Annotated in this window: 17 protein-coding genes; 10 read left to right on the top strand and 7 right to left on the bottom strand. The window is 62.0% G+C overall.

Annotated elements, in window-relative coordinates:
* Positions 1-29 precede the first annotated feature (29 nt).
* Entirely contained in the window at positions 30-788 is a 759-nt protein-coding gene (locus RG2_RS07290; protein ID WP_033231439.1) for a sensor domain-containing protein, read from the bottom strand.
* Positions 788-1,729, bottom strand: a complete 942-nt coding sequence (locus RG2_RS07295) for a hypothetical protein (RefSeq protein WP_051730192.1) — start codon at positions 1,727-1,729, stop codon at positions 788-790. Before RG2_RS07295 ends, RG2_RS07290 begins: the two co-directional genes overlap by 1 nt.
* 81 nt (positions 1,730-1,810) lie before the next feature.
* Between RG2_RS07295 and lspA the strand changes: the two genes are divergently transcribed.
* From lspA to dnaE, 5 genes are all read left to right on the top strand, one after another.
* On the top strand, positions 1,811-2,470 hold the full coding sequence (lspA, locus tag RG2_RS07300) for a signal peptidase II (protein ID WP_080711587.1): 660 nt from the start codon (positions 1,811-1,813) through the stop codon (positions 2,468-2,470).
* Entirely contained in the window at positions 2,467-3,393 is a 927-nt protein-coding gene (locus tag RG2_RS07305; protein WP_033230988.1) for an RluA family pseudouridine synthase, read from the top strand. The genes lspA and RG2_RS07305 overlap by 4 nt, the downstream gene beginning before the upstream one ends.
* On the top strand, positions 3,390-4,034 hold the full coding sequence (locus RG2_RS07310; RefSeq protein WP_033230987.1) for a hypothetical protein: 645 nt from the start codon (positions 3,390-3,392) through the stop codon (positions 4,032-4,034). The genes RG2_RS07305 and RG2_RS07310 overlap by 4 nt, the downstream gene beginning before the upstream one ends.
* Entirely contained in the window at positions 4,031-4,984 is a 954-nt protein-coding gene (gene rarD, locus RG2_RS07315) for an EamA family transporter RarD (protein ID WP_045070278.1), read from the top strand. Before RG2_RS07310 ends, rarD begins: the two co-directional genes overlap by 4 nt.
* Positions 4,985-5,083: 99 nt before the next feature.
* Positions 5,084-8,620 carry a DNA polymerase III subunit alpha gene (gene dnaE, locus RG2_RS07320; RefSeq protein WP_033230986.1) on the top strand — a complete coding sequence of 1,179 codons (3,537 nt, stop codon included), beginning with the start codon at positions 5,084-5,086 and terminating at the stop codon, positions 8,618-8,620.
* 86 nt (positions 8,621-8,706) lie between these two features.
* Here dnaE and RG2_RS07325 read toward each other — a convergent pair whose 3' ends face one another.
* Positions 8,707-8,937, bottom strand: a complete 231-nt coding sequence (locus tag RG2_RS07325) for a hypothetical protein (RefSeq protein ID WP_033230985.1) — start codon at positions 8,935-8,937, stop codon at positions 8,707-8,709.
* Between the two features lie 172 nt (positions 8,938-9,109).
* Here RG2_RS07325 and RG2_RS07330 point away from each other — a divergent pair, with 172 nt between their 5' ends.
* Positions 9,110-9,544: a nitroreductase family deazaflavin-dependent oxidoreductase gene (locus RG2_RS07330; RefSeq protein WP_033230984.1), complete on the top strand. Its 435-nt coding sequence runs from the start codon at positions 9,110-9,112 to the stop codon at positions 9,542-9,544.
* Between the two features lie 15 nt (positions 9,545-9,559).
* On the top strand, positions 9,560-11,335 hold the full coding sequence (locus RG2_RS07335) for a pyruvate dehydrogenase (protein WP_033230983.1): 1,776 nt from the start codon (positions 9,560-9,562) through the stop codon (positions 11,333-11,335).
* 1 nt (position 11,336) lies between these two features.
* Here RG2_RS07335 and RG2_RS07340 read toward each other — a convergent pair whose 3' ends face one another.
* A complete protein-coding gene (locus RG2_RS07340; RefSeq protein WP_033230982.1) occupies positions 11,337-12,047 on the bottom strand; it encodes an IclR family transcriptional regulator in 711 nt (236 codons plus the stop codon).
* Positions 12,048-12,130: 83 nt separating this feature from the next.
* Between RG2_RS07340 and RG2_RS07345 the strand changes: the two genes are divergently transcribed.
* Together RG2_RS07345 and ilvA are read left to right on the top strand one after the other, a co-directional pair.
* The gene (locus RG2_RS07345; RefSeq protein WP_033230981.1) at positions 12,131-13,378 is read left to right on the top strand and encodes a phytanoyl-CoA dioxygenase family protein; all 1,248 of its coding nucleotides are present in this window, start codon (positions 12,131-12,133) and stop codon (positions 13,376-13,378) included.
* A 54-nt stretch (positions 13,379-13,432) separates the two neighbouring features.
* Positions 13,433-14,788: a threonine ammonia-lyase IlvA gene (gene ilvA, locus RG2_RS07350; protein WP_033230980.1), complete on the top strand. Its 1,356-nt coding sequence runs from the start codon at positions 13,433-13,435 to the stop codon at positions 14,786-14,788.
* Between the two features lie 19 nt (positions 14,789-14,807).
* Here ilvA and RG2_RS07355 read toward each other — a convergent pair whose 3' ends face one another.
* Complete coding sequence (locus RG2_RS07355) at positions 14,808-15,329, bottom strand: TetR/AcrR family transcriptional regulator (protein ID WP_033230979.1); 522 nt, start codon at positions 15,327-15,329, stop codon at positions 14,808-14,810.
* Positions 15,330-15,470: 141 nt separating this feature from the next.
* Between RG2_RS07355 and RG2_RS07360 the strand changes: the two genes are divergently transcribed.
* A complete protein-coding gene (locus RG2_RS07360; protein WP_033230978.1) occupies positions 15,471-17,015 on the top strand; it encodes an MFS transporter in 1,545 nt (514 codons plus the stop codon).
* A 26-nt stretch (positions 17,016-17,041) separates the two neighbouring features.
* On the opposite strand, the gene treZ is transcribed toward RG2_RS07360, so the two are convergent.
* Together treZ and RG2_RS07370 are read right to left on the bottom strand one after the other, a co-directional pair.
* Entirely contained in the window at positions 17,042-18,763 is a 1,722-nt protein-coding gene (treZ, locus tag RG2_RS07365; protein WP_033231435.1) for a malto-oligosyltrehalose trehalohydrolase, read from the bottom strand.
* A gap of 86 nt (positions 18,764-18,849) precedes the next feature.
* The gene (locus RG2_RS07370) at positions 18,850-20,841 is read right to left on the bottom strand and encodes an MFS transporter (protein WP_033231434.1); all 1,992 of its coding nucleotides are present in this window, start codon (positions 20,839-20,841) and stop codon (positions 18,850-18,852) included.
* Positions 20,842-20,980: the final 139 nt, after the last annotated feature.

Below are 20,980 nucleotides of genomic sequence, written 5' to 3' on the forward strand. Positions count from 1 at the left end.
GCTCGCGAGAGTGTCTCCGGCTGAGGTGATTACGAGGACGGAGTGTGTAGACGCTCCACAGCCGTGCTGGCCATCGATCCCAGAACCTCGGGCGCGATGGGCGTCGGCGCGGTGGCGGAGAGTTGAGTCAGGTTGGGTCCCACTGCCGCGACGACTACATCGGCGACAAGTGTGAATCCTTCACTCGCCGTCGTGATTCGGTAGGAGAACGACGCGTCGCCGACGGTCGGCTGATGCCCCGCGCCGACTTGATAGGTGATATTGATGCCGTCGGCGTCGGTACCCGAGAATTCGCTGCATCCGGCAACCGTGGCCTGCATACTCTCGAATGCTGCTGTGGCCGCGGCGCCGTCGGCGTACGAGGCACTGTCCTGATCGATGCTCGTGAAATCGGGTCCGGTGAACATCTTCGAGATCGAGGCGACTGAACCCGGAACCTGGGTGGCGATCGGTGCGAGCACGCCGGCACAAGCGGCGGGGTTGGTGCTGGACTTGTCGGACTCCGATCTGGCGGGTGCGGGAGCGAGGCCCAGATCCTCGACCGGATCCGGCACGATGTCGAAACCAGCTGGTAGTTCGCTGAGTGTGAGTACGGTCTGCGTCAGCGCCGCTTTGTCCAGCGGAGTGCCGGTGAGGCCGGTCGGGACAGGCGCAGTGCTGAACGGAGCGAGGGCAACATCGGGTACCGGGGAAGCATCCGATGCCGTGGGCGAAGATGTTTCGGATCCGCATCCGCCGACGAGGAGAACTGCCGCCACGCCGAGTCCTGCGACAGCGCGACGCGACATCACGATGTCCACCGAATGTTGTTGGTAATGCTCTGTCGGATTACCGATGTGCCGTCCGGGTCGCTGTAAGCCTGGTCGCCGCCGACCGAAAGTTCGCCGCTGACGGGAAGCGGCAGATTCAGGTCGACGATCATGGTTCCCGACCCGGCCATGACGTACTGATCGATGTCGAGAGTGCCCGCCCCGCCTGCGAGATTCCAGATGTTGCTCTGCGGAGTCTGTGACAGTTCTACGGCGAGGGTGAGACGGTCGCCGTCACGCGCGGTCACGGTGACGGTGGTTGTCTGATCGAGTTGGATCTCGCTACTGACGTCTTGCTTCACCGTCCACCGGGCACCGACTCCGACGGGCTCTGTCGGCAGAGCAACGGCGCGATACACCGCTTGGCCGAAGGCCTGTTCGATTGCCGCGCGGGCCGCATTTGCCGACCCGGCCGACGGGCGTAAGCGCAGCGCCGTGACAGCACCGGATTCTGTAAAGGTCAACCCGGCTCCTGACCCTTCGGCGCCACCGAGGGCGGCTTGGAGCGTCTCGTCCGGCGTAGTCATGCCAGACAGGGTGAGATCAACCACGGTTGTCGGATTCTGGGGAGTGGCGGCCGTCGCCACGACGGCATTGAGCGGAATGGTCACTTCAGGCGAGGAAATGTCCTGAACCGGCTGCTGGTCGATCTGCTGGCGCACGTCGGTCGACGTCACCAGGGTTGTTGCCTGAGTGGTTCCGGCGGGCAGGTTCATCCGCAGGCTCTGCCTGGGCTCACTTCCGGCATCGAGTACCTCGACAGTCGCAGCGGTGACTGGGACGGTGAACTCGGCTGGAGTCGCCGAAGGCGTATCAGGCGACTGCTCGGCGTCGCCGCATGAGGTGAGAACGGTGACGAGAGCAAGGGCGGCGGCGAACACATAAGGAACGCGCCGGCCGGAGATAGACAACTGTGGCACGCGCTCCAGGCTAACCGCTTCGCCGGAGTGCCCGGTCGGGTCGGGGAGCGCGTGCGTGCAGAGCAGCAGACATAGGGGATGATGGTGGGCGTGAGTACAGACCACCCAGACCGAGATCTCAGCGCGGAGGATCAGCCGATTACCGATTTGTCGAAGTCCGCATCACCGACACGGCCAAAACGGTTGGCGATGCTGATCGCCATCGCGGCAGTCATCCTGATCGCGGACGTCTTGACCAAGATCTGGGCTGTTGCGGCGATCACGCCCGGCAAGCCGATCGAAATCATCGGCGACGTCGTCACTTTCACGTTGGTCCGCAATCCCGGTGCGGCCTTCTCGATGGCAACGTCGATGACGTGGATCCTCACGTTGGTTGCGATCGGCGTCGTGATCGGAGTGATCAAGATCGGTCGCACTCTGCGGTCACCCTGGTGGGCTCTGGGTCTGGGTCTGGTGCTCGGCGGCGCACTCGGCAACCTCATCGACCGATTGTTCCGCGCCCCGGGTTTCATGCGCGGACACGTCGTCGACTTCATGTCCATCGGCTGGTGGCCTGTGTTCAACATCGCTGATTCTGCGATCGTGTGCGGTGCAATCCTGTTGGTCGTCTTGACGTTGTTCGGGTTCGAACCCAACGGCGAGCGCCTGCGCAGTGACAAGGACACGGGCGAGGGCCCGGGCAGTGACAAGGACACGGGCGAGGGCCCGGGCAGTGGCAAGGTCACGGGGGAGAGCAAATGAGGGAATCGCGTTCGATGCCGGTACCGGACGGACTCGACGCGATGCGCGTCGACGCCGGATTGGCACGACTACTCGGTCTCTCTCGAACCGTCTCGGCCACCCTTGCAGAAGAAGGTTCGGTACTGCTCGACGGTGTAGCTGTCGGGAAGTCCGATCGGTTGACCGCGGGTTCGTGGCTCGAGGTTGTCCTGCCCGAGCCGCCGCGTCCGCTGACCGTGGAAGCTACTCCGGTCGAGGGCATGGAAATTCTCTACGCGGACGACGACGTTGTTGCGGTGGACAAGCCAGTCGGCGTTGCAGCGCACGCGAGTGTGGGGTGGACGGGTCCGACGGTCATCGGCGGCCTGGCCGCTGCAGGTTTCCGGATTTCGACGTCGGGCGCGCACGAGCGTCAAGGCATCGTTCACAGACTTGATGTCGGGACGTCCGGTGTCATGGTCGTTGCGACGTCCGAGCGGGCGTACACCGTACTCAAGCGGGCCTTCAAACAGCGCACCATCGACAAGAGGTACCACGCGCTGGTCCAGGGGCACCCGGACCCGAGCAGCGGAACGATCGACGCTCCGATCGGGCGGCACCACGGGAACGACTGGCGTTTTGCCGTGACCGCCGACGGTAAGGCAAGCGTCACGCATTACGACACCATCGAGGCATTTCAGGCGGCAAGTCTGTTGGATGTGCACCTCGAAACGGGGCGGACACACCAGATTCGGGTGCATTTCTCCGCGCTGCGCCACCCGTGCTGTGGCGACTTGACGTACGGAGCGGACCCCCGCCTCGCCGAGCGGTTGCGACTCGAGCGGCAGTGGCTTCATGCAGTGTCACTCGGGTTTGCACATCCGGCGGACGGGCGCTGGGTCGAGATCAAGAGCAAGTACCCGAAAGACCTCGAACATGCGCTAGAGGTTCTTCGATCCGCATGAGCGCGCGAGCAGTCGGTTCCGCGCTGGCGGGAATCGCAGTTGTTGCGCTCGTCGTTGGAGCCGGCCTGCTGAATCCGGTTCCCACCCCGCCGGTGGGAACCGATTCGCTCGGCCCGGACAGTGGTGAACTGGTATCCGATTATCTCGACCGTGCGCGAGAATCATTCGACGCGGTCGAGGGCTCGGCGTGGGCCCTCGCATCGTTTGCCGCTCCGATGACTGCCGACGACGTTATCGCGGCCACCCCGGGAGTTCGGGTGTCCGAGGTGTTGTTCCGAGTGCCGTTGGATCGGGTTCAGACTCCGATGGTCGCGATTGCAGTACCGGACAACAACGACGCGATTCGACGGGCACCTGGAGCTGCGGCGACGCGACTCGCCGCCATGACGGGGGTCGACGAACGGCAGAAACGCGTCGCGGAAGTGTCGAGTCGGCTGTTGTCGCAGGGGTGCGCGTGTGCGATCGGCGCGGTAGTGCACGGCACTGCGCAGGAACTTGCGACATTGGCAGGTACTCCATCGATCCGAGCGCTCGAAGCCTTGCCGGAAGACGGCACTCCGTGGCGCGCAGCGGTTCGGCCGCTGCTGCCGGAGTATGTGGACGTGGTTCGGGTAGGACCGGATGACGGACCAGTTCCATGAGCACCGATGACGGACGCGAGATCACGCTGTCGAAAGTGACCAGGTCCGGTTCGAGTTCGGGCATCGCGTTCGGTGCCGGCGCCTTCCTGATCTGGGGCGCATTCCCCGCGTTCTTCGGTTTGCTCGATTTTGCCGACCCGCTCGAAATTCTTGCTCATCGAGTGGTGTGGACACTCGTGCTGATGCTGATCGTGTTGGCGGTTCTCGGTCGACTTGCCTCGCTTCGCGGCATCAGCGGGCGTACGTGGTTGCTGGTGACGGCAGCCTCGGCGGCAATCGCTGTCAACTGGGGAACCTACATCTACGCGGTGGCGTCGGGGCGAGTGGTGGAAGCCGCGCTCGGATATTTCATCAACCCGTTGGTGACTGTCCTGCTCGGTGTGGTGATCTTCCGAGAGCGGCTTCGACGCGCTCAGATCGTGGCGCTGGCGCTGGCTGCAACAGCGGTGGTGGTGATCACCATCGATTACGGCAAACCGCCGATCGTGGCACTCGTCCTGGCGGGGTCTTTTGCGACGTACGGACTGATCAAGAAGGTGGTTCCGCTCGACCCACGAACCAGCTTGACGGCTGAGGGCGTCGTCGCCGCTCCGTTCGCGGTGGGATATCTCGTATTTCTCGGTCTGACCGGCGCCGGTGCTTTTGTCTCCGGCGGCACCGGCCAAAGCCTGCTCCTCATGGCGGCCGGCCCCGTGACGGCATTGCCGCTGTTGCTGTTCGGTGTTGCCGCGCAGCGAGTGAAACTCTCCACAATGGGCATGTTGCAGTACCTGACACCGGCGCTGCAGATGTTGTGGGGCGTCGCGGTGATGCGTGAGGACATGCCCGCGTCGCGGTGGATCGGGTTTGCCTTGATCTGGCTGGCACTGGTGATCTTCACGACAGACATCGTCCGCGCTAATCGGCGTTCACAGGGGTCGACGTCGTCCAAGCAGGAGCCGGTCACGTAACTATCGTCGCGCCGCCTGCCGGTCACATCGATCGGCCGCCGACTCTGTCGGTAGCGGGGCATACACTCGACCAAGCTCCCAGACATCAGAGAGGCGCACGTGGCTGACTCGTTCGTTCATCTTCACAATCACACCGAGTACTCGATGCTCGACGGCGCGGCCAAGGTCGGCGCCATGTTCGAGGAGGCCACTCGGCTCGGCATGACCGCCGTCGGTATGACCGACCACGGAAACATGTACGGCGCCAGCCAGTTCTACAACGAAGCGGTCAAGGCCGGGATCAAGCCGATTATCGGTATCGAGGCGTACATCGCGCCGGAATCCCGGTTCAACACCAAGCGTGTGTTGTGGGGCGATCGCAGCCAGAAGTCCGACGACGTCTCCGGTAGCGGCGCGTATACGCACATGACGATGGTCGCGGAAAATGCGACAGGCCTACGCAACCTCTTCAAACTGTCTTCGCTTGCGTCCATCGAGGGCCAGTTGGGCAAGTGGCCCCGTATGGACGAGGAGCTCATCGCCTCGCATGCCGAGGGAATCATTGCCACCACGGGTTGCCCGTCCGGTGAGATCCAGACGCGCCTGCGACTCGGGCATGATCGTGAAGCCCTCGAAGCGGCAGCGAAGTGGCAGGAAATCTGGGGCCCTGACAATTTCTTCCTCGAGGTGATGGACCACGGTCTCTCGATCGAGCGTCGGGTGCGTGAGGGTTTGCTCAATATCGGTCAGCAGCTCGGCATTCCGCCGCTCGCGACCAACGACTGCCACTACGTCACCAAGGACGCAGCCGAGAACCACGAGGCGCTGCTGTGCATCCAGACCGGTAAGACGCTCTCGGATCCCACGCGCTTCAAGTTCGACGGCGACGGTTACTACCTCAAGTCCGCGGCCGAGATGCGGGCTATCTGGGACAGCGAAGTTCCCGGAGCCTGCGACAACACAGTGACAATCGGTGAGCGCGTCCAGTCGTACGAGGACGTGTGGAAGTTCCACGACCGGATGCCGATCTTCCCGGTACCCGAAGGACATACGCAGCAGACGTTCCTGCGCGCCGAGGTCATGCGCGGCTTGGATCGACGTTTCCCCAGCGGCCCGCCCGAGGAGTACCTCGCGCGTGCCGACTACGAGATCGGCGTCATCAACGAGATGGGCTTCCCGGCCTACTTTCTGGTGGTCGGTGACCTCATCAACCATGCAAAAGAAGTGGGCATCCACGTCGGACCCGGTCGTGGATCCGCTGCAGGTTCGTTGGTGGCGTACGCGATGGGTATCACCAACATCGACCCGCTTCCGTACGGTCTGCTGTTCGAGCGATTCCTCAACCCCGAGCGCGTGTCGATGCCTGATATCGATATCGACTTCGACGATCGCCGTCGCGGCGAGATGGTGCGTTACGCCACCGAGAAGTGGGGCGATGACCGCGTCGCGCAGGTCATCACGTTCGGAACCATCAAGACCAAGGCTGCCATCAAGGACTCCGCTCGCGTGCAGTTCGGTAAGCCCGGTTTTGCTATTGCCGACCAGATCACCAAGGCATTGCCGCCGCCGATCATGGCCAAGGACATCTCGGTATCCGGTATCACCGATCCCAAGCACGAGCGGTACAAGGAAGCTGCCGAGGTTCGCTCGCTCATCGACTCCAGCCCGGACGTCGCGAAGATCTACAAGACCGCGGTGGGTCTGGAGGGTCTGATCCGTAACGCGGGTGTCCACGCCTGTGCCGTGATCATGTCGTCCGAGCCGTTGATGGATGCGATTCCGGTGTGGAAGCGCGCGCAGGACGGTGCGATCATCACGGGCTGGGATTACCCGTCGTGTGAGGCCATCGGTCTACTCAAGATGGACTTCCTTGGTCTGCGAAACCTCACCGTCATCGGTGACACACTCGAGAACATCAAGGCCAACCGCGGTATCGACATCGACCTCGACACGTTGCCGATGGACGACCCGGCTACGTACGAACTCCTGGCGCGCGGCGACACTCTCGGCGTGTTCCAGCTCGACGGTGGCGGTATGCGTGAGCTTCTGAAACTGATGCAGCCCACCGGTTTCGGCGACATCGTGGCCGCACTGGCACTGTACCGGCCGGGTCCGATGGGTGTGGACGCCCACATCTCGTACGCCAAGCGTAAGAACGCGCTCGAAGAAGTCAGCCCCATTCACCCCGAGCTGGAAGAACCGCTCGCGGAGATCCTCTCGGAGACGTACGGCCTGATCATCTACCAGGAGCAGATCATGCAACTGGCGCAGAAGGTGGCCGGGTACACCCTGGGGCAGGCCGACTTGCTGCGCCGCGCCATGGGTAAGAAGAAGCTGTCCGAACTCGAGAAGGCATACGCCGGTTTCCGTCAGGGCATGTTGGACAACAACTTCAGCGAAGCCGCCATCAAGGCGCTCTGGGATACCGTTCTCCCGTTCGCCGGCTACGCATTCAACAAGTCGCACTCAGCTGGTTACGGTCTCGTCTCGTTCTGGACCGCGTACCTCAAGGCGAACTATCCGGCCGAGTACATGGCCGGTCTACTCACCTCGGTCGGCGACGACAAGGACAAGTCCGCTGTCTATCTTGCCGACTGCCGCAAGATGGGCATCACGGTGCTGCCGCCTGACGTCAACGAGTCGCGCGTCGACTTCGCGACGGTGGGGGAGGACATCCGCTTCGGTATGGGGTCCGTCCGCAATGTGGGCGCAAATGTCGTGGCATCCATCATCAAAGCGCGCACGGAGAAGGGTAAGTTCACCGACTTCTCCGACTATCTCGGCAAGATCGATGCGATGGCGTGCAACAAGAAGGTTACTGAATCCCTCATCAAGGCAGGCGGATTCGACTCTCTCGAACATCCGCGTAAGGGCTTGATGTTGGTGCACGCCGACGCTATCGATGCCGTCATGAGCACCAAGAAGGCGGAGGCCATCGGACAGTTCGACCTGTTCGGCGGGTCCGAAGTGGACGAGTCCATCGCGTCGGTGTTCGACGTTCGCATTCCCGAAGAGGAATGGGAAACCAAACACCGCCTTGCGCTCGAACGAGAGATGTTGGGGCTGTACGTTTCCGGGCACCCGCTCAACGGCGTCGAACATATCCTCAAGCAGCAGTCCGATACCTCGATTGCCGCAATCCTCGACGGTGGTGTCCAAGACGGTGCGCAGGTCACATTGGGAGGCATTATTGCGTCGGTCGATCGCCGAGTGAACAAGAACGGCCTCACCTGGTGCATCGTGCAACTCGAGGATCTGGTCGGCGGTATCGAGGTGCTGTTCTTCCCTCAGGCGTACGCCGTGTACGGCATGGACATCGCCGAGGATGCGATCGTTCTGGTGAAGGCGCGGGTGTCTATTCGAGATGACCGTATGTCGTTGATCGGCAACGATCTTGCGGTGCCGGATCTTTCGGCTATCGGCGTGGCGCGACCGCTCTCGGTGTCGTTGCCGCTGCGTCAGTGCACCAAGGACAAGTTGGGCGCGCTCAAGCAGATCCTGACCCGCCACCCGGGCACGTCGGACGTGCATGTCCGTTTGATCGGAAGCAACGAGATCACGATGTGGAAGGTCGACGACGTTCTGCGGGTAGAGCCGTCGTCAGCTCTGATGGGCGATCTCAAGGCGCTCCTCGGGCCTGGCTGCCTGGCGGTTTAGGGCCTCATACAACAAACGTCTCGTTCACCTGGGAAGCCAAGTGAACGAGACGTTTGTGTATGTCCTGAAAGAGCGAAGCGAGAGACTTAGCTGCGGGAGTAGAAATTTCTGCGAACCCACCACGTAACCACCGTCGCGGCGGCGGCGATGAGGACTGCCGGCTGCATGGACGTCGTGATAGCAAGGGTGGCAACAAAGACGACCAGACCGATTGCCAGCGCTTCGAGTTTGTACAGCGGCCACAGTGTGCCGGCGATGTCGACGCTGTTGTCGGTGCTCCGACGTGACACGCGAGTATCGAAACCTGCGGTTGTCATGAGGTCACCTACCGTCTCTGTCGTCTCTGTGGTCCGTTCTGGACTTTAAGGGTATCCAGATAGCTGGTTTCGGGCAAGCGAACTTTATTGATGGGTGCATCACTGTATCGATCACCGTGCAGTGTGCGTGTTGCGGTGGCCAAGGTCAGACAGTCGGTGTTCACTTGTACCCATGCCAATTACAGGTGAATACGAACCCAGTCCCGCTACGTGGGCAGCAGATCAGGTCGAGCAGATCGAGAGCTCCGGTGGCACCGAGGGGAACGAACTCAACGGGATGGCCGTTGTCATCCTCACGACCATCGGCGCAAAGTCCGGCAAGGTGCGCAAGACGCCGTTGATGCGTGTCGAGCATGACGGGAAGTACGCCGTTGTGGCGTCCTTGGGAGGCGCGCCCAAGAACCCAGTCTGGTACTACAACGTCAAGGCAAATCCGAATGTCACGTTGCGCGATGCGACGCAGGTCTTCGACATGGTTGCGCGTGAGGTAACGGGCGACGAAAAGGCGATCTGGTGGGAGCGCGCAGTTGCGGCATTCCCCGACTACGCGAACTATCAGAAGAAGACCGACCGAGAGATTCCGGTGTTCGTGCTCGAACCCAAGTAGATCTACGGAGGCCCGATGAGTCCGAAATCTGTTGCAGATCAATTGGTTCAACAGCTCGTGGATGCCGGGGTTTCCCGGATCTACGGCATCGTGGGAGACAGTCTCAATCCTGTGGTGGACGCCGTGCGGCGCACCGGTGGCTCTGCCAAGGGTGGTATCGACTGGATTCATGTTCGTCACGAGGAGGCGGCCGCGTTCGCGGCTGCGGCCGACGCCCAGATCACCGGCGAGTTGGCCGTGTGTGCGGGCTCGTGTGGACCGGGAAATCTGCACCTGATCAACGGGCTCTACGACGCACATCGCTCGGGCGCGCCGGTCCTGGCGATTGCGTCGCACATTCCGAGTGCTCAGATCGGCATGGGTTATTTCCAGGAAACCCATCCTGAGCGAATTTTCATCGAGTGTTCGACCTATACCGAGCTGATCAGCACCGCAGCGCAGGCGCCGCGTGTTGTTCAGTCCGCAATCACGCACGCGGTCGCCCGAAGCGGCGTATCCGTGATCGTTCTCCCCGGTGATATCGCGGACTGCCCGGTCGAGGGTGAACCGCCGACGCTGGTCGCAACTCGTCGTCCGACGCTGGTGCCAGACGCCGGTGATGTACGCGCCCTGGCAGACGTGATCAACGCGTCGCGGAAGGTGGCGATCTTTGCCGGAGCCGGCGTGCGAGGTGCCCGCGACGAAGTGCTCGCGCTGGCCGAGGCGGTCGGCGCTCCGATCGGGCACTCCCTCCGCGGTAAGGAGTGGATTCAGTACGACAATCCGTATGACGTGGGCATGACCGGGCTGCTCGGGTACGGCGCGGCGCACGACGGTATGCACGGGGCTGACTTGTTGCTGCTGATCGGCACAGACTTCCCGTATGATCAGTTTCTGCCGCACACCGTTCGTACTGCTCAGATCGATTCTGCCGCAGAGAAATTGGGGCGTCGAACCAGCCTGGATCTTGCGGTGCACGGAGATGTCGCTGCGACGCTGGCGGCGTTGATACCCCAGGTGGAGCGGAAGTCGGATCGAGCGTTCCTCGACGACATGCTCGAGGTGCACAGAACATTGATGACCAAAGTTGTCGGCGCGTACACCGATCCGGTGAAACAGCGCACCCCGATTCACCCCGAGTACGCGGCATCGATTCTCGACGATCTTGCCGCCGAGGATGCGATCTTCACCGCGGACACCGGTATGTGCAACGTGTGGACGGCGCGGTATCTCACTCCCAACGGATCGCGGCGATTCCTGTCGTCGGCCCTGCACGGTTCCATGGCTAATGCGTTGCCGCACGCGATGGGTGCGCAGTGGGCGAGTCCTGGCCGACAGGTTATTTCGGTCTCCGGTGACGGCGGTCTGTCGATGCTGTTGGGCGAGTTGGTGACTGTGGCGATGTATAAGTTGCCGGTCAAGATCGTGGTGTTCAACAACTCGACGCTCGGCATGGTCAAGCTCGAAATGCTGGTGGACGGCTTGCCTGATTTCGGAGTCGACGTTCCCGCTGTCGACTATGCGGGCGTCGCCGCTGCGCTGGGAATCTACTCGCGACGGATCGAGAATCCTGTTGACATTGAATCAGGATTACGTGAGGCACTCGGTCACGACGGTCCGGCGTTGGTCGATCTTGTGACGGATCCGTTGGCATTGTCGTTGCCGCCCACCATAACCGGCGGTCAGGTCAAGGGCTTCGCTCTCGCGATGTCGAAGATGGTGATGAACGGTGGCGTCGGCGAGGCCGTGCAGATGGCAAAGTCGAATCTGCGGAATGTGCCGCGTCCGTCGCAGTTCAACCCGAGAGGGTAGGTCAGCGTCCGGCTTGCCAGGATTCCGCAAGCCGCGCAATCAGGTCTCCGTGTTGCTGCATCAACTCGGGTTGAAAGCGGCTGGCCGGGGCGCACAGCACCAGCGCTGCAACCGGTAGGCCGTCGGAGCGCCGCAAGGCAGCCCCGACGGCTCGTGTGCCGTCGAATCCCTCGCCGTCGTTCTGTGCCCAGCCGCGCGCTCGGACTGCCGCGAGGGCAGAGTCGGTCAGGCTGGGATCAATGCGCCGCCACGGGCCGAGCTCGTCGGCGGGTAGGTGGGCGGCGATAGCGCGCAGCGCTGAACTGGTACGCGCGGGCACCTCGGTCCCCACGGTTACGGACGCTCTGAGAGTCTGTCGGCTTTCGGCGGAATCGACGATCATCAGGCGATCGCCGTCCGGCACGACGAGCATCGACATTTCCCCGGATTGGTCACGAGCTGCCTCGAGTAATGGGCGTGTACCGGTCACAAGAGTTGTGGCTGCGGACTCCCGGAAGGTGGGGAGTATCGCCGGCGAGATGCTCCACCGGCCGTCTTCGGTGCGCACGAGCCACTGAGCGGAGTGCAGCGTGATCGCCAATCGGTGCGCGGCACTTTTGTCGATCCCAATGTCGCGAGCGAGGTCGCTGACTCCGACGGGCTGCATGCGAGCGATTGCCTCGAACAGGCGGCATGCGTTATGGACGGACTGGATTTCCTTGACGGAGGACATGAAACCACCCTAAGGTCGCTATATAACACAATCGTGTTGCAGAGTAACACAGGGCGAAGAAAATGCTGCCGAGAGGGGTGCTTGTGGGTACGGACAAGCTGGGAACCGGCCTTCCGTGGGTCGAAGCGATTGCGGATTCGTTCCCGCGGTATTCGTGTGAGACGTTCCATACAGTCGAGCTACCAGCGCTGAACGCAGAAAACGGCAGGCTGGTTGTCGACGACTTGGCCGATGTGCCCCCGCTGGCCTTCCGCGTAGACGGTCTGACATTTACGTGGATCGCCACGGCGGACGGCATCGAAGCGGTCGAAGGTGACGCGAATGCCGCGACACTCGTCGAACTCGACGAGGCGACGTTCTCCGCATTTCTGCATGAACTCCTGACGGCCAGTGGGTCGGTTCGTACCGGCCGGGCAAAGGTTGTGCGGGGCACAGTGGCGAGCTGGAAACGATGGGAACCGGCAACGCGGGCATTGATAACAGGTCGACCGATCTACACCGAAGCCGTCTGGGACACGTTGATCGATCGCGACGGCACTCCGCTCGATCTGCATCGACGGTTCCCGGTGGACGGTGATCGCGACGAAATGCGCCATTTTCTCGCCACGGCGGGGTTCCTCCATGTCAAAGGGGTGTACATGCCGGAGGAGATCTCGACGCTGCGCGACGAAGTCGAATTCGTGCGGTCCAAGACAACCCCAGGGGATCCGTTTTCGTGGTGGTCCGTCAACGCGGATGGCGAAGAAGTGGTTACTCGCGTCAACTACCTCGGTCGCTATTCGCAAGTGCTGCAGGATCTTTGCTTCGAACCTCGACTGACCGAGTGGGCGCGCTTGGGAAACCCAGCTTTTCGCGTGTGTGACGACCGCCTGGACGGGCCGATGGTTTTCATCAAATCGTCCAACGTGGTCAAGGGTGACGGAGACCTCGGCTGGCACGTCGACGACGGTATCGGTGGGCATCCGGTTCTGTGTCCTCTCATCCAAGGCGGAATTCAGCTCGACTACGCAAATCCCGAGAATGGTCAACTCGTGGTCCTGGCGGGATCGCATCGTTACGCCAACCATTGGCGCAAGTGGGGAGAGGAAGGAAACCTGCCGGTGACGAAGCTCGAAACAGAGCCAGGCGACCTCACACTTCACTTTGGCGACGTCATGCACAGCACCCCGCCGCCCACCGGTCCCGACGCTGGTCGGCGGGCTCTGTACTACAAGTTCTCCGAGGAGAAGACCTTCCGATGGGTGCCCTCGGGATGTCACTACAACGACGCACTGTTCCGTGCTGACGAGGACGGGACGGTTTCAGCGCGCGCGGCCACCCAACGCACATGAGGGGGGAGGTGACCGCGATGGAAACCTTGCGCTCGGACGTGCTAAAATGGCGGAGTGTCTAACTCGCCCGATGTCGTAGCTACCAAGTCCACTCTGCCCGCGCTCGATGCGCGGGAAATTGACGCGGCCATCGAGCGAATTCAGAACGTTATTGCGGCTACACCCCTGCAGTACAGCGAGCGTCTGTCCGCGCTGACCGGTGCCAAGGTCTACCTCAAGCGTGAGGACCTGCAAGGTGTTCGCTCGTACAAGATCCGCGGTGCCTACAACCTCATGTCACAGCTGACGGAGGCGGAACGAGCCGCCGGTGCCGTAACGGCCAGTGCCGGAAATCATGCACAGGGTGTTGCGTACGCGTGCCGCACAATGCAGATCCGCGGACGGATCTACGTTCCGGCCAACACTCCGAAGCAGAAGCGTGACCGAATCCGCGCTCACGGCGGCGATTTTGTCGAACTCTTCATGGTGGGTGAAACGTACGACGCTGCTGCCGCAGCTGCGGCCGAGGATGTCGCCAGGACCGGTGCCACGATGGTTCCGCCGTTCGACGATGTGCGTACCGCTGCGGGTCAGGGAACTATTGCCGCCGAAATCCTGCAGCAACTGGACGCCCCCCTCGACGCGATTGTTGTTCCGGTTGGTGGCGGTGGGTGCATCGCCGGTATTGCCACGTACCTGCACGAGCGTTCGCCGAAGACGTCGATCGTGGGTATCGAACCTTCGGGTGCGGCGTCCATGACAGCTGCTCTGGTTGCCGGTGCGCCTGTGACGCTGCCGGTGGTCGATCCGTTTGTGGACGGTGCGGCGGTCAAGCGGATCGGTGATGTTCCGTTCGAGGTCGTATCGAGGCTCGGCGCTGCCGTGGTCTCTCATGCGTCGTTGCCGTTGGTCGCCAAGCAGTTGTCCGCGATTCCCGGGACCGGATCATTTGTCGTGAACCAGATCGACGAAGGTGCCATCTGCACGGCGATGCTCGAGATCTACCAGAACGAGGGCATCATCGCCGAACCTGCGGGAGCGCTTTCCGTTGCGGCCCTTCAGAATTTGACGCTCGAACCTGGTTCCACCGTGGTGTGCTTGATCTCGGGCGGCAACAACGACGTTTCCCGTTACGGCGAGATCCTCGAGCGCTCGCTGGTGCATCTGGGTCTCAAGCACTACTTCCTGGTGGACTTCCCGCAGGAGCCGGGGGCGTTGCGTCGTTTCCTGTCCGAGGTACTCGGCCCGGACGACGACATCGCGTTGTTCGAGTACGTCAAGCGCAACAACCGTGAGACGGGTGCTGCCTTGGTCGGTATCGAACTGGGCTCGGCCGACGGTTTGGCGTCGTTGCTCGAACGGATGGAGCGGGCGCCGATGCAGTCCGAGCGACTAGAGCCGGGTAGCCCGGCTTATCGGTATCTGACATAACACTTCATGCGCCGGGTGGTCAGGGCAGTAGACGCTCGACCACCTGGCGATGGAGTTCGGGATCGGGCTGGGGGAGTCCGAGCATTGCGGCGAGGTAGAGGCCATCGCCAACGAGGCGGATGATTTCCGCTTGAACGGGATCGGAGATCTCGGCTTGCAGTCCCTGATCCCAGCTGCGCATCACGTCGGTGACGGCCTTCTGGATTTCGTCGTGCTGTCCGTCGACAGTGCGTAGTGCAGCGATGATCGATCGGAAAAGTGATAGTTCTTCGTGTTCGGTCGCTTCCGGGATCTGGAGGTAGAACTCGCTTGCCGAGGTTCCGCCGGCAACAGCATCCGCAAGTTGCTGATCGGAGCGTTCGCCGAGTCTGCGAACCATGGCCGCGAGGAGAGCTTCCTTACTCGGGAAGTGGTAGAGAAGCCCGCCCTTGGACACTCCTGCTTGTGCTGCGACTGCCTCGAGGGTGACCTGTGCGACCCCGTTGACCAGCAGTAACTTCTCCAGTGCGTCGAGAATGCGATCGCGTGTGCCTTCAGCCATGTGATGAAACTGTACCGGGAAATAACTTTACCGCCCAGACGGTTGACTGTTAGTGTTGTCATCACTGTACCGGCTGGACGGTTCAGTGAAATTCTGTTCAGTGAATGCGTAGTCGACTCACGGAAAGTTGCGAGAAGAGCCATGTCAGTGTCGGCAGATCACACGTCTGCAATCAATCCCGAGGACGTTCGGGCAACAAAACGTGACTGGGCAGGACTGGTGGTCCTGGCCTTTGCCGTGTTGCTCATCGCGGTGGACGGCACAGTGCTCGATCTTGCGCTCCCGTTCATCAGCGCGGACCTTGAACCGAGCAGCACACAGTTGCTGTGGATCATCGACGTCTATTCGTTCATCCTTGCCGGTCTCCTGATCACGATGGGTACACTCGGCGACCGCATCGGACGGCGAAAGCTGTTGCTGATCGGTGCTTTCGGCTTTGGTCTGGCTTCGGTCGTCGCGGCCGTTTCCACAAGTCCGGAGATGCTGATCGGTGCCCGCGTGCTGCAGGGTATTTCCGGTGCGACGCTCATGCCCGCGACGCTCGGTCTGATCCGCACCATTTTCGTCAACCCGCGCCAGCGCACCGAAGCCATCGGCATCTGGGGCGCGATGGCCGGCGGTGGTACGGCAGCCGGACCACTGATCGGTGGGTGGATGCTCGAGCATTTCTGGTGGGGCTCGGTGTTCCTGATCAACATTCCGGTCATGATCGCACTTCTCGCGCTCGGCCCGATTCTGATCCCGGAGTCCAAGGATCCCAACCCGGGTCGATTCGACCTGGTCAGCGCCGCATTGTCGATGGCCACGATGCTTCCGCTGGTTTACGCGGTCAAGGAATCCGTGGTGCACGGTATCGATCTGACGATGCTGGGAATTGCCGCGTTCGGTCTTGCCGCGGGTGTTGCGTTCGTCCGTCGTCAGCGCAGTCTGAAGGATCCGATGCTGGATCTGAAACTGTTCTCCAACCCGTCGTTCACCACGGCGGTTCTGACGAACCTCCTCTCGATCTTCGCGCTGGCCGGTGTGCTGTTCTTCGGCTCGCAGTACCTGCAGTTGGTCCTCGGCAACGGTGCGTTCGACGCAGGTCTGCTCATGCTGCCCGGCATGTTGCTCAGTGCTTTCACTGCCGTCGCCGCAGCCTGGCTGGTTCGACGTTGGACAGTGACGCAGGTGCTCAGTGCCGGTCTCATTGTCGCTGGTATCGGCGCGGCGATGCTGCTGGCACTCGGTGTCGACAGCGGGCCACTGGCATTCGTTGCGGGCTTCGGACTGGTTGGCGCGGGTGTCGGTGTTGCACTGACGCTCACCTCCGACCTGGTGGTCAGTTCTGTTGAGCCGGAGCGAGCCGGTGCAGCCTCGGCAGTGTCGGAAACTGCGTACGAGCTGGGTATTGCACTCGGTGTCGCGATCCTCGGCAGTGTGGTCATGGCGATTTTCCGTAAGGGAATCGACACGTCCATGCTCGACGCGGATCAGGCGCATGCGGCGCAGGGCACACTCGGCGGCGCCATTCAGGAAGCCGCTCACCTGCCTGGCGACGCGGGCTCGGTGCTGGTCGATTCCGCGAAGTCGGCCTTTGTCGACGGTATGCATGTGGCGACCGGTGCGACAGCGCTCGTACTGTTCATCTGTGCGGCGCTGGTTCTGCGGATGCTGCGGAGTACACCAGAGAACGCGAAGCGTTAACGCATGAAACAGCAGAACGCGAAGCGTTAGTTCTCCAGCACGACAAACGAATATCCAGGTACCACTGTTGCGGACGCGGTCTCGTCCTGTGTCGGTCGATCCCACCAGAGAATGGGGGTTCCACCGGCCGGGACGTGGGCCGCGTCCGGTCCAAGATTGCAGGCAATCTGTAAGGTGCCGCGGCGCAGCGTTATCCACCGCTTGTCCTCGTCGTAGTCGACATGAAGGTGCCCGAGCCACGGGTCGGTGAGGTCACTTCGGCTCTTGCGCAACGCAATCAGATCGCGGTAGCACGCCAGGATTCGAGTGTGTGGCAGCTCGGTAAGTTCGTCCCAGTTCAGTTTCGATCGCAGGAAGGTCTGGGGGTCTTGCGGATCCGGGATATCGTCGGTGTTCCAACCGTGGGCCGCGAACTCCGCTTTGCGTCCCTTGGCGGTGGCCTCGCCCAGTTCGGGCTCCGGATGCGAGGTGAAGAACTGGAAAGGCGTTGATGCACCCCATTCTTCGCCCATGAACAGCATCGGCGTGTAAGGGGAGAGCAACACGAGCGCGGCCTTGACGGCCAGCTGTCCTGGCGTCAGGTAGGCGCTCGGACGGTCTCCGAGTGCACGGTTTCCGATTTGATCGTGCGTGCACGTGTAGGCCAGCAGCGCACTTGCCGGCTGATGCGTGATGTCGATGGGGCGGCCGTGGACCCGTCCGCGGAATGACGAGTACGTGCCCGCGTGAAAGAAACCGAGGCGCAACGTGTTCGCGAGTGTTTCCAGTGAACCGAAATCCGCGTAATAGCCCTGACGCTCACCGGAGACTGCCGTGTGGATTGCATGGTGAATGTCGTCGTCCCACTGTGCGCTGAGGCCGAAACCTCCCGCCGCCCGCGCGGTGATCAGGGTGGCGTCGTTGAGGTCGCTTTCGGCGATCAGTGTCAGCGGCCGGCCGAGATGGGTGGACAGCGTTTCGGTACGGACGGCAAGTTCCTCGAGGATGTGGGTGCCGGTGTGATCGACCAGCGCGTGGACGGCGTCGAGGCGGAGGCCGTCGATATGGAATTCACGCATCCAGCGCAGTGCGTTCTCGATGATGTACTCGCGTACTTCACCGGACTGCGGACCACCGATATTGATGGTGCGCCCCCATGTGTTGGCTCCGTCGGTGAGGTACGGGCCAAAGCGTTCGAGATAGTTGCCCGACGGGCCGAGGTGGTTGTAGACCACGTCCAGGAGAACGCCCAGTCCGCGCTGATGTGCTGCATTCACCAAGCGCTGCAACCCATCCGGGCCGCCGTACGCCTCGTGGACGGTGTACCAGAGCACGCCGTCGTAACCCCAGTTGTGAGTTCCGTTGAAGCCGTTCACCGGCATGATCTCCAGGAACCCGATTCCCAGATTCACCAGGTGATCGAGGCGCTCGATCGCGGCGTCGAATGTCCCCTCGGGAGTGAAGGTTCCGATGTGAAGTTCGTAGACCGACGAGCCTGCGAGTTGACGCCCTGTCCAGGCGCTATCGGACCACGCAGCGTGGTCGAGGGTATGCAGTTGTGAGCGTTGGTGAACCCCGTCGGGTTGGCGCGGGGATCGCGGATCGGGAAGGGTTGCCCCTTCGACGACAAAGCCGTAGCGAGCATTCTCGGTGCAATCGACAGCGGCGCGCCACCAACCATCGGAATCCCGTGTCATCGCGTGAACTACGCCGTCGACGTCGACCTGTACTGATTCCGGAGTGGGCGCCCAGACCTCGAATGTGTGCACGGCATCAGCATGCCTGGTTTTGCCCGGTTGTGCCGCGCACTCGGATGTGACTGTGCCGCGCACTCGGATTTGACTGTGCCGCGCACTCAGACGCGACTCGGTACCGGGACCTGTTCCAACGGCACGTCGAAGTCGACGGACGTCGATTGCGCGATCACGGCAATCTGTCTGGCTTGCGAGCCTGCTCCGTCGTCGGCGAGTGCCGTGAGGATGTACCGGCCAGACGAGGGGAGCGCGATTCCGTACCGTCCGGCGTGGTCGGTGAGCGTGGAGGCCACAAATTCGCCGGTCGGTTTGGTCAGCGTGATCACGGTTCCGGAGGTCAGTAGGCCGGCAATGGTGACCTGTCCGGAGATGGTCAGTCGTTCGCCCAACATCACGGTATGTGTTGATTCCGCATTATCGAAGCGTATGACCTGCGACGTCGGTGACCATCCGTCAGCACTGGTCACCACGAGATAGCGCCCGGGTTCGGGCAATGCCAGTGAGAAGACTCCCTCGTTGTCGGCGCGACTCCAGTCCACGGGCGACCCGGCCATGTCCATGACGGTGACGACGGCTTGCTTGACCGGGCGCTTGTCGGCACGAATCACACGCCCTGCCACGACGATGTCGTTGTCGGTGGAGGGGATTTCGAAGCCCTCGGGCGTGACGGGACGTACGGCAGATTCGGGCTTGGCGCCGTAACGCGGAATGAAGGCGGCTGCGGCCAGGGCGGCGACGGCAGCAAGGGCAGCGAGCCAGAAGATGTTCTTGAATGCGTCGAGCGACGGCAGTCCGGCGCCGGGACCGGACGGGATCACCAATGCTGTGAGCATCGCGGCAACTACTGCGCTCGACATCGAGGTGCCCACGGAACGCAGGAGCGAGTTGAGTCCGTTCGCCGACGCGGTTTCCGTGATGGGCACCGACCGCATGATCAGCATGGGCATCGCGGAGTAGGCGATGGCCGTGCCGATGCTGACGACGGCGGCACTGATCACGATCAGCGGAATAGAACCGGTGAGGAAGACGCGGGCCACATACGCTCCGGCGAGCACCACTGCGCCGACCATCAGCGTTGTCTTGGCTCCGAATCGTTTGGTGATTTTCGCGGACACCGGTGCGAAGAAGACCATGGCGAGACCCGCTGGGATCATGCAGATTCCGGCTGCCATTACACCGAGTTCGAAGCCGTAGCCGGAGATTTTCGGCATCTGCAGTTGCTGCGTCGTCGACAGATTGTTGGCGTACATGGAGAAACCGACCATGACTGACGCGAGGTTGGTCAGCAAGACCGGGCGTTTGGCCGAGGTCCGCAGGTCGACCATGGGTTGTGTCACGCGAAGCTCGTAAGGGAACCACAGCGCCAGAACGGTGAAGCCGAGCACGAACATCAGGATTGTCGGCTCGCTGGTCCATCCCCACCGCGCTCCCTTGGAGATGGCAAGGAGGAGTGCTGCCAGGGCAACGGACAGCATGACCGCGCCCAGGAAATCGAATTTTCCGCGGGTGCGCACGCTGGATTCGGGAATGACAAGCGCCACTGCGACTATCAGCATCACGCCGACAGCAGCGGAAAGCCAGAATATCGCTTCCCATCCGAACTGTTCGAAGATCAATCCCGATAGCGGCAGGCCTAGCGCGCTGCCGATTCCGAGGGTGGCGCTCATCAGTGCCGTGGCCGATGCGACCTTGTCCTTGGGTAGCTCGTCTCGCATGATGCTGATGCCGACAGGAATCATCGAGATGGCAAATCCCTGCAATCCGCGTCCGATGAGCAGTGTCACAAACGTGCCGCCGGCAGCCGCGATCAGCGACCCGAGGACGATCATCGCCATCGAAATCAGCATCATCCGTCGTTTTCCGAACATGTCGGCCAGGCGCGAGACGATGGGTGTCGCGATCGCACTTGTCAACAGTGTGATCGTGACTAGCCACGAAGCGTCGTCGGAACTGATGCCGAGAATTTTCGGGAAATCGGGGAGGAGCGGAATGACCATCGTCTGCTGTAGGGCGACCACAGTTCCGGAGAGGCAGAGGATTCCGGTGATGAGTCCGCTGGAACGGCGGGCGGCAGGTGCCGAGTGCAGAGCCAAGGTGGGGGCCTTCCTTGACGAGGTGAATGTGCGTTCACCATAGAGTGAACCACTGTTTACCTCGCTGACGCCACGTAATCCGGTGTGGATTTTGTCACCGCGCCGCATCGGGGTTATTCGACGACGCGGTGGGGAACCC

It is taken from the genome of Rhodococcus globerulus NBRC 14531 (assembly GCF_001894805.1).
GTDB classification, from domain to species: domain Bacteria; phylum Actinomycetota; class Actinomycetes; order Mycobacteriales; family Mycobacteriaceae; genus Rhodococcus_F; species Rhodococcus_F globerula.

What these genes read in the sequence shown, in the direction of transcription:
- RG2_RS07355 (WP_033230979.1), bottom strand. Translation starts at nt 15,329, where the DNA reads ATGGCTGAAGGCACACGCGATCGCATTCTCGACGCACTGGAGAAGTTA.
- rarD (WP_045070278.1), top strand. Translation starts at nt 4,031, where the DNA reads ATGAGCACCGATGACGGACGCGAGATCACGCTGTCGAAAGTGACCAGG.
- RG2_RS07290 (WP_033231439.1), bottom strand. Translation starts at nt 788, where the DNA reads ATGTCGCGTCGCGCTGTCGCAGGACTCGGCGTGGCGGCAGTTCTCCTC.
- RG2_RS07360 (WP_033230978.1), top strand. Translation starts at nt 15,471, where the DNA reads ATGTCAGTGTCGGCAGATCACACGTCTGCAATCAATCCCGAGGACGTT.
- RG2_RS07330 (WP_033230984.1), top strand. Translation starts at nt 9,110, where the DNA reads ATGCCAATTACAGGTGAATACGAACCCAGTCCCGCTACGTGGGCAGCA.
- RG2_RS07310 (WP_033230987.1), top strand. Translation starts at nt 3,390, where the DNA reads ATGAGCGCGCGAGCAGTCGGTTCCGCGCTGGCGGGAATCGCAGTTGTT.
- RG2_RS07325 (WP_033230985.1), bottom strand. Translation starts at nt 8,937, where the DNA reads ATGACAACCGCAGGTTTCGATACTCGCGTGTCACGTCGGAGCACCGAC.
- RG2_RS07305 (WP_033230988.1), top strand. Translation starts at nt 2,467, where the DNA reads ATGAGGGAATCGCGTTCGATGCCGGTACCGGACGGACTCGACGCGATG.
- RG2_RS07335 (WP_033230983.1), top strand. Translation starts at nt 9,560, where the DNA reads ATGAGTCCGAAATCTGTTGCAGATCAATTGGTTCAACAGCTCGTGGAT.
- RG2_RS07340 (WP_033230982.1), bottom strand. Translation starts at nt 12,047, where the DNA reads ATGTCCTCCGTCAAGGAAATCCAGTCCGTCCATAACGCATGCCGCCTG.
- lspA (WP_080711587.1), top strand. Translation starts at nt 1,811, where the DNA reads ATGGTGGGCGTGAGTACAGACCACCCAGACCGAGATCTCAGCGCGGAG.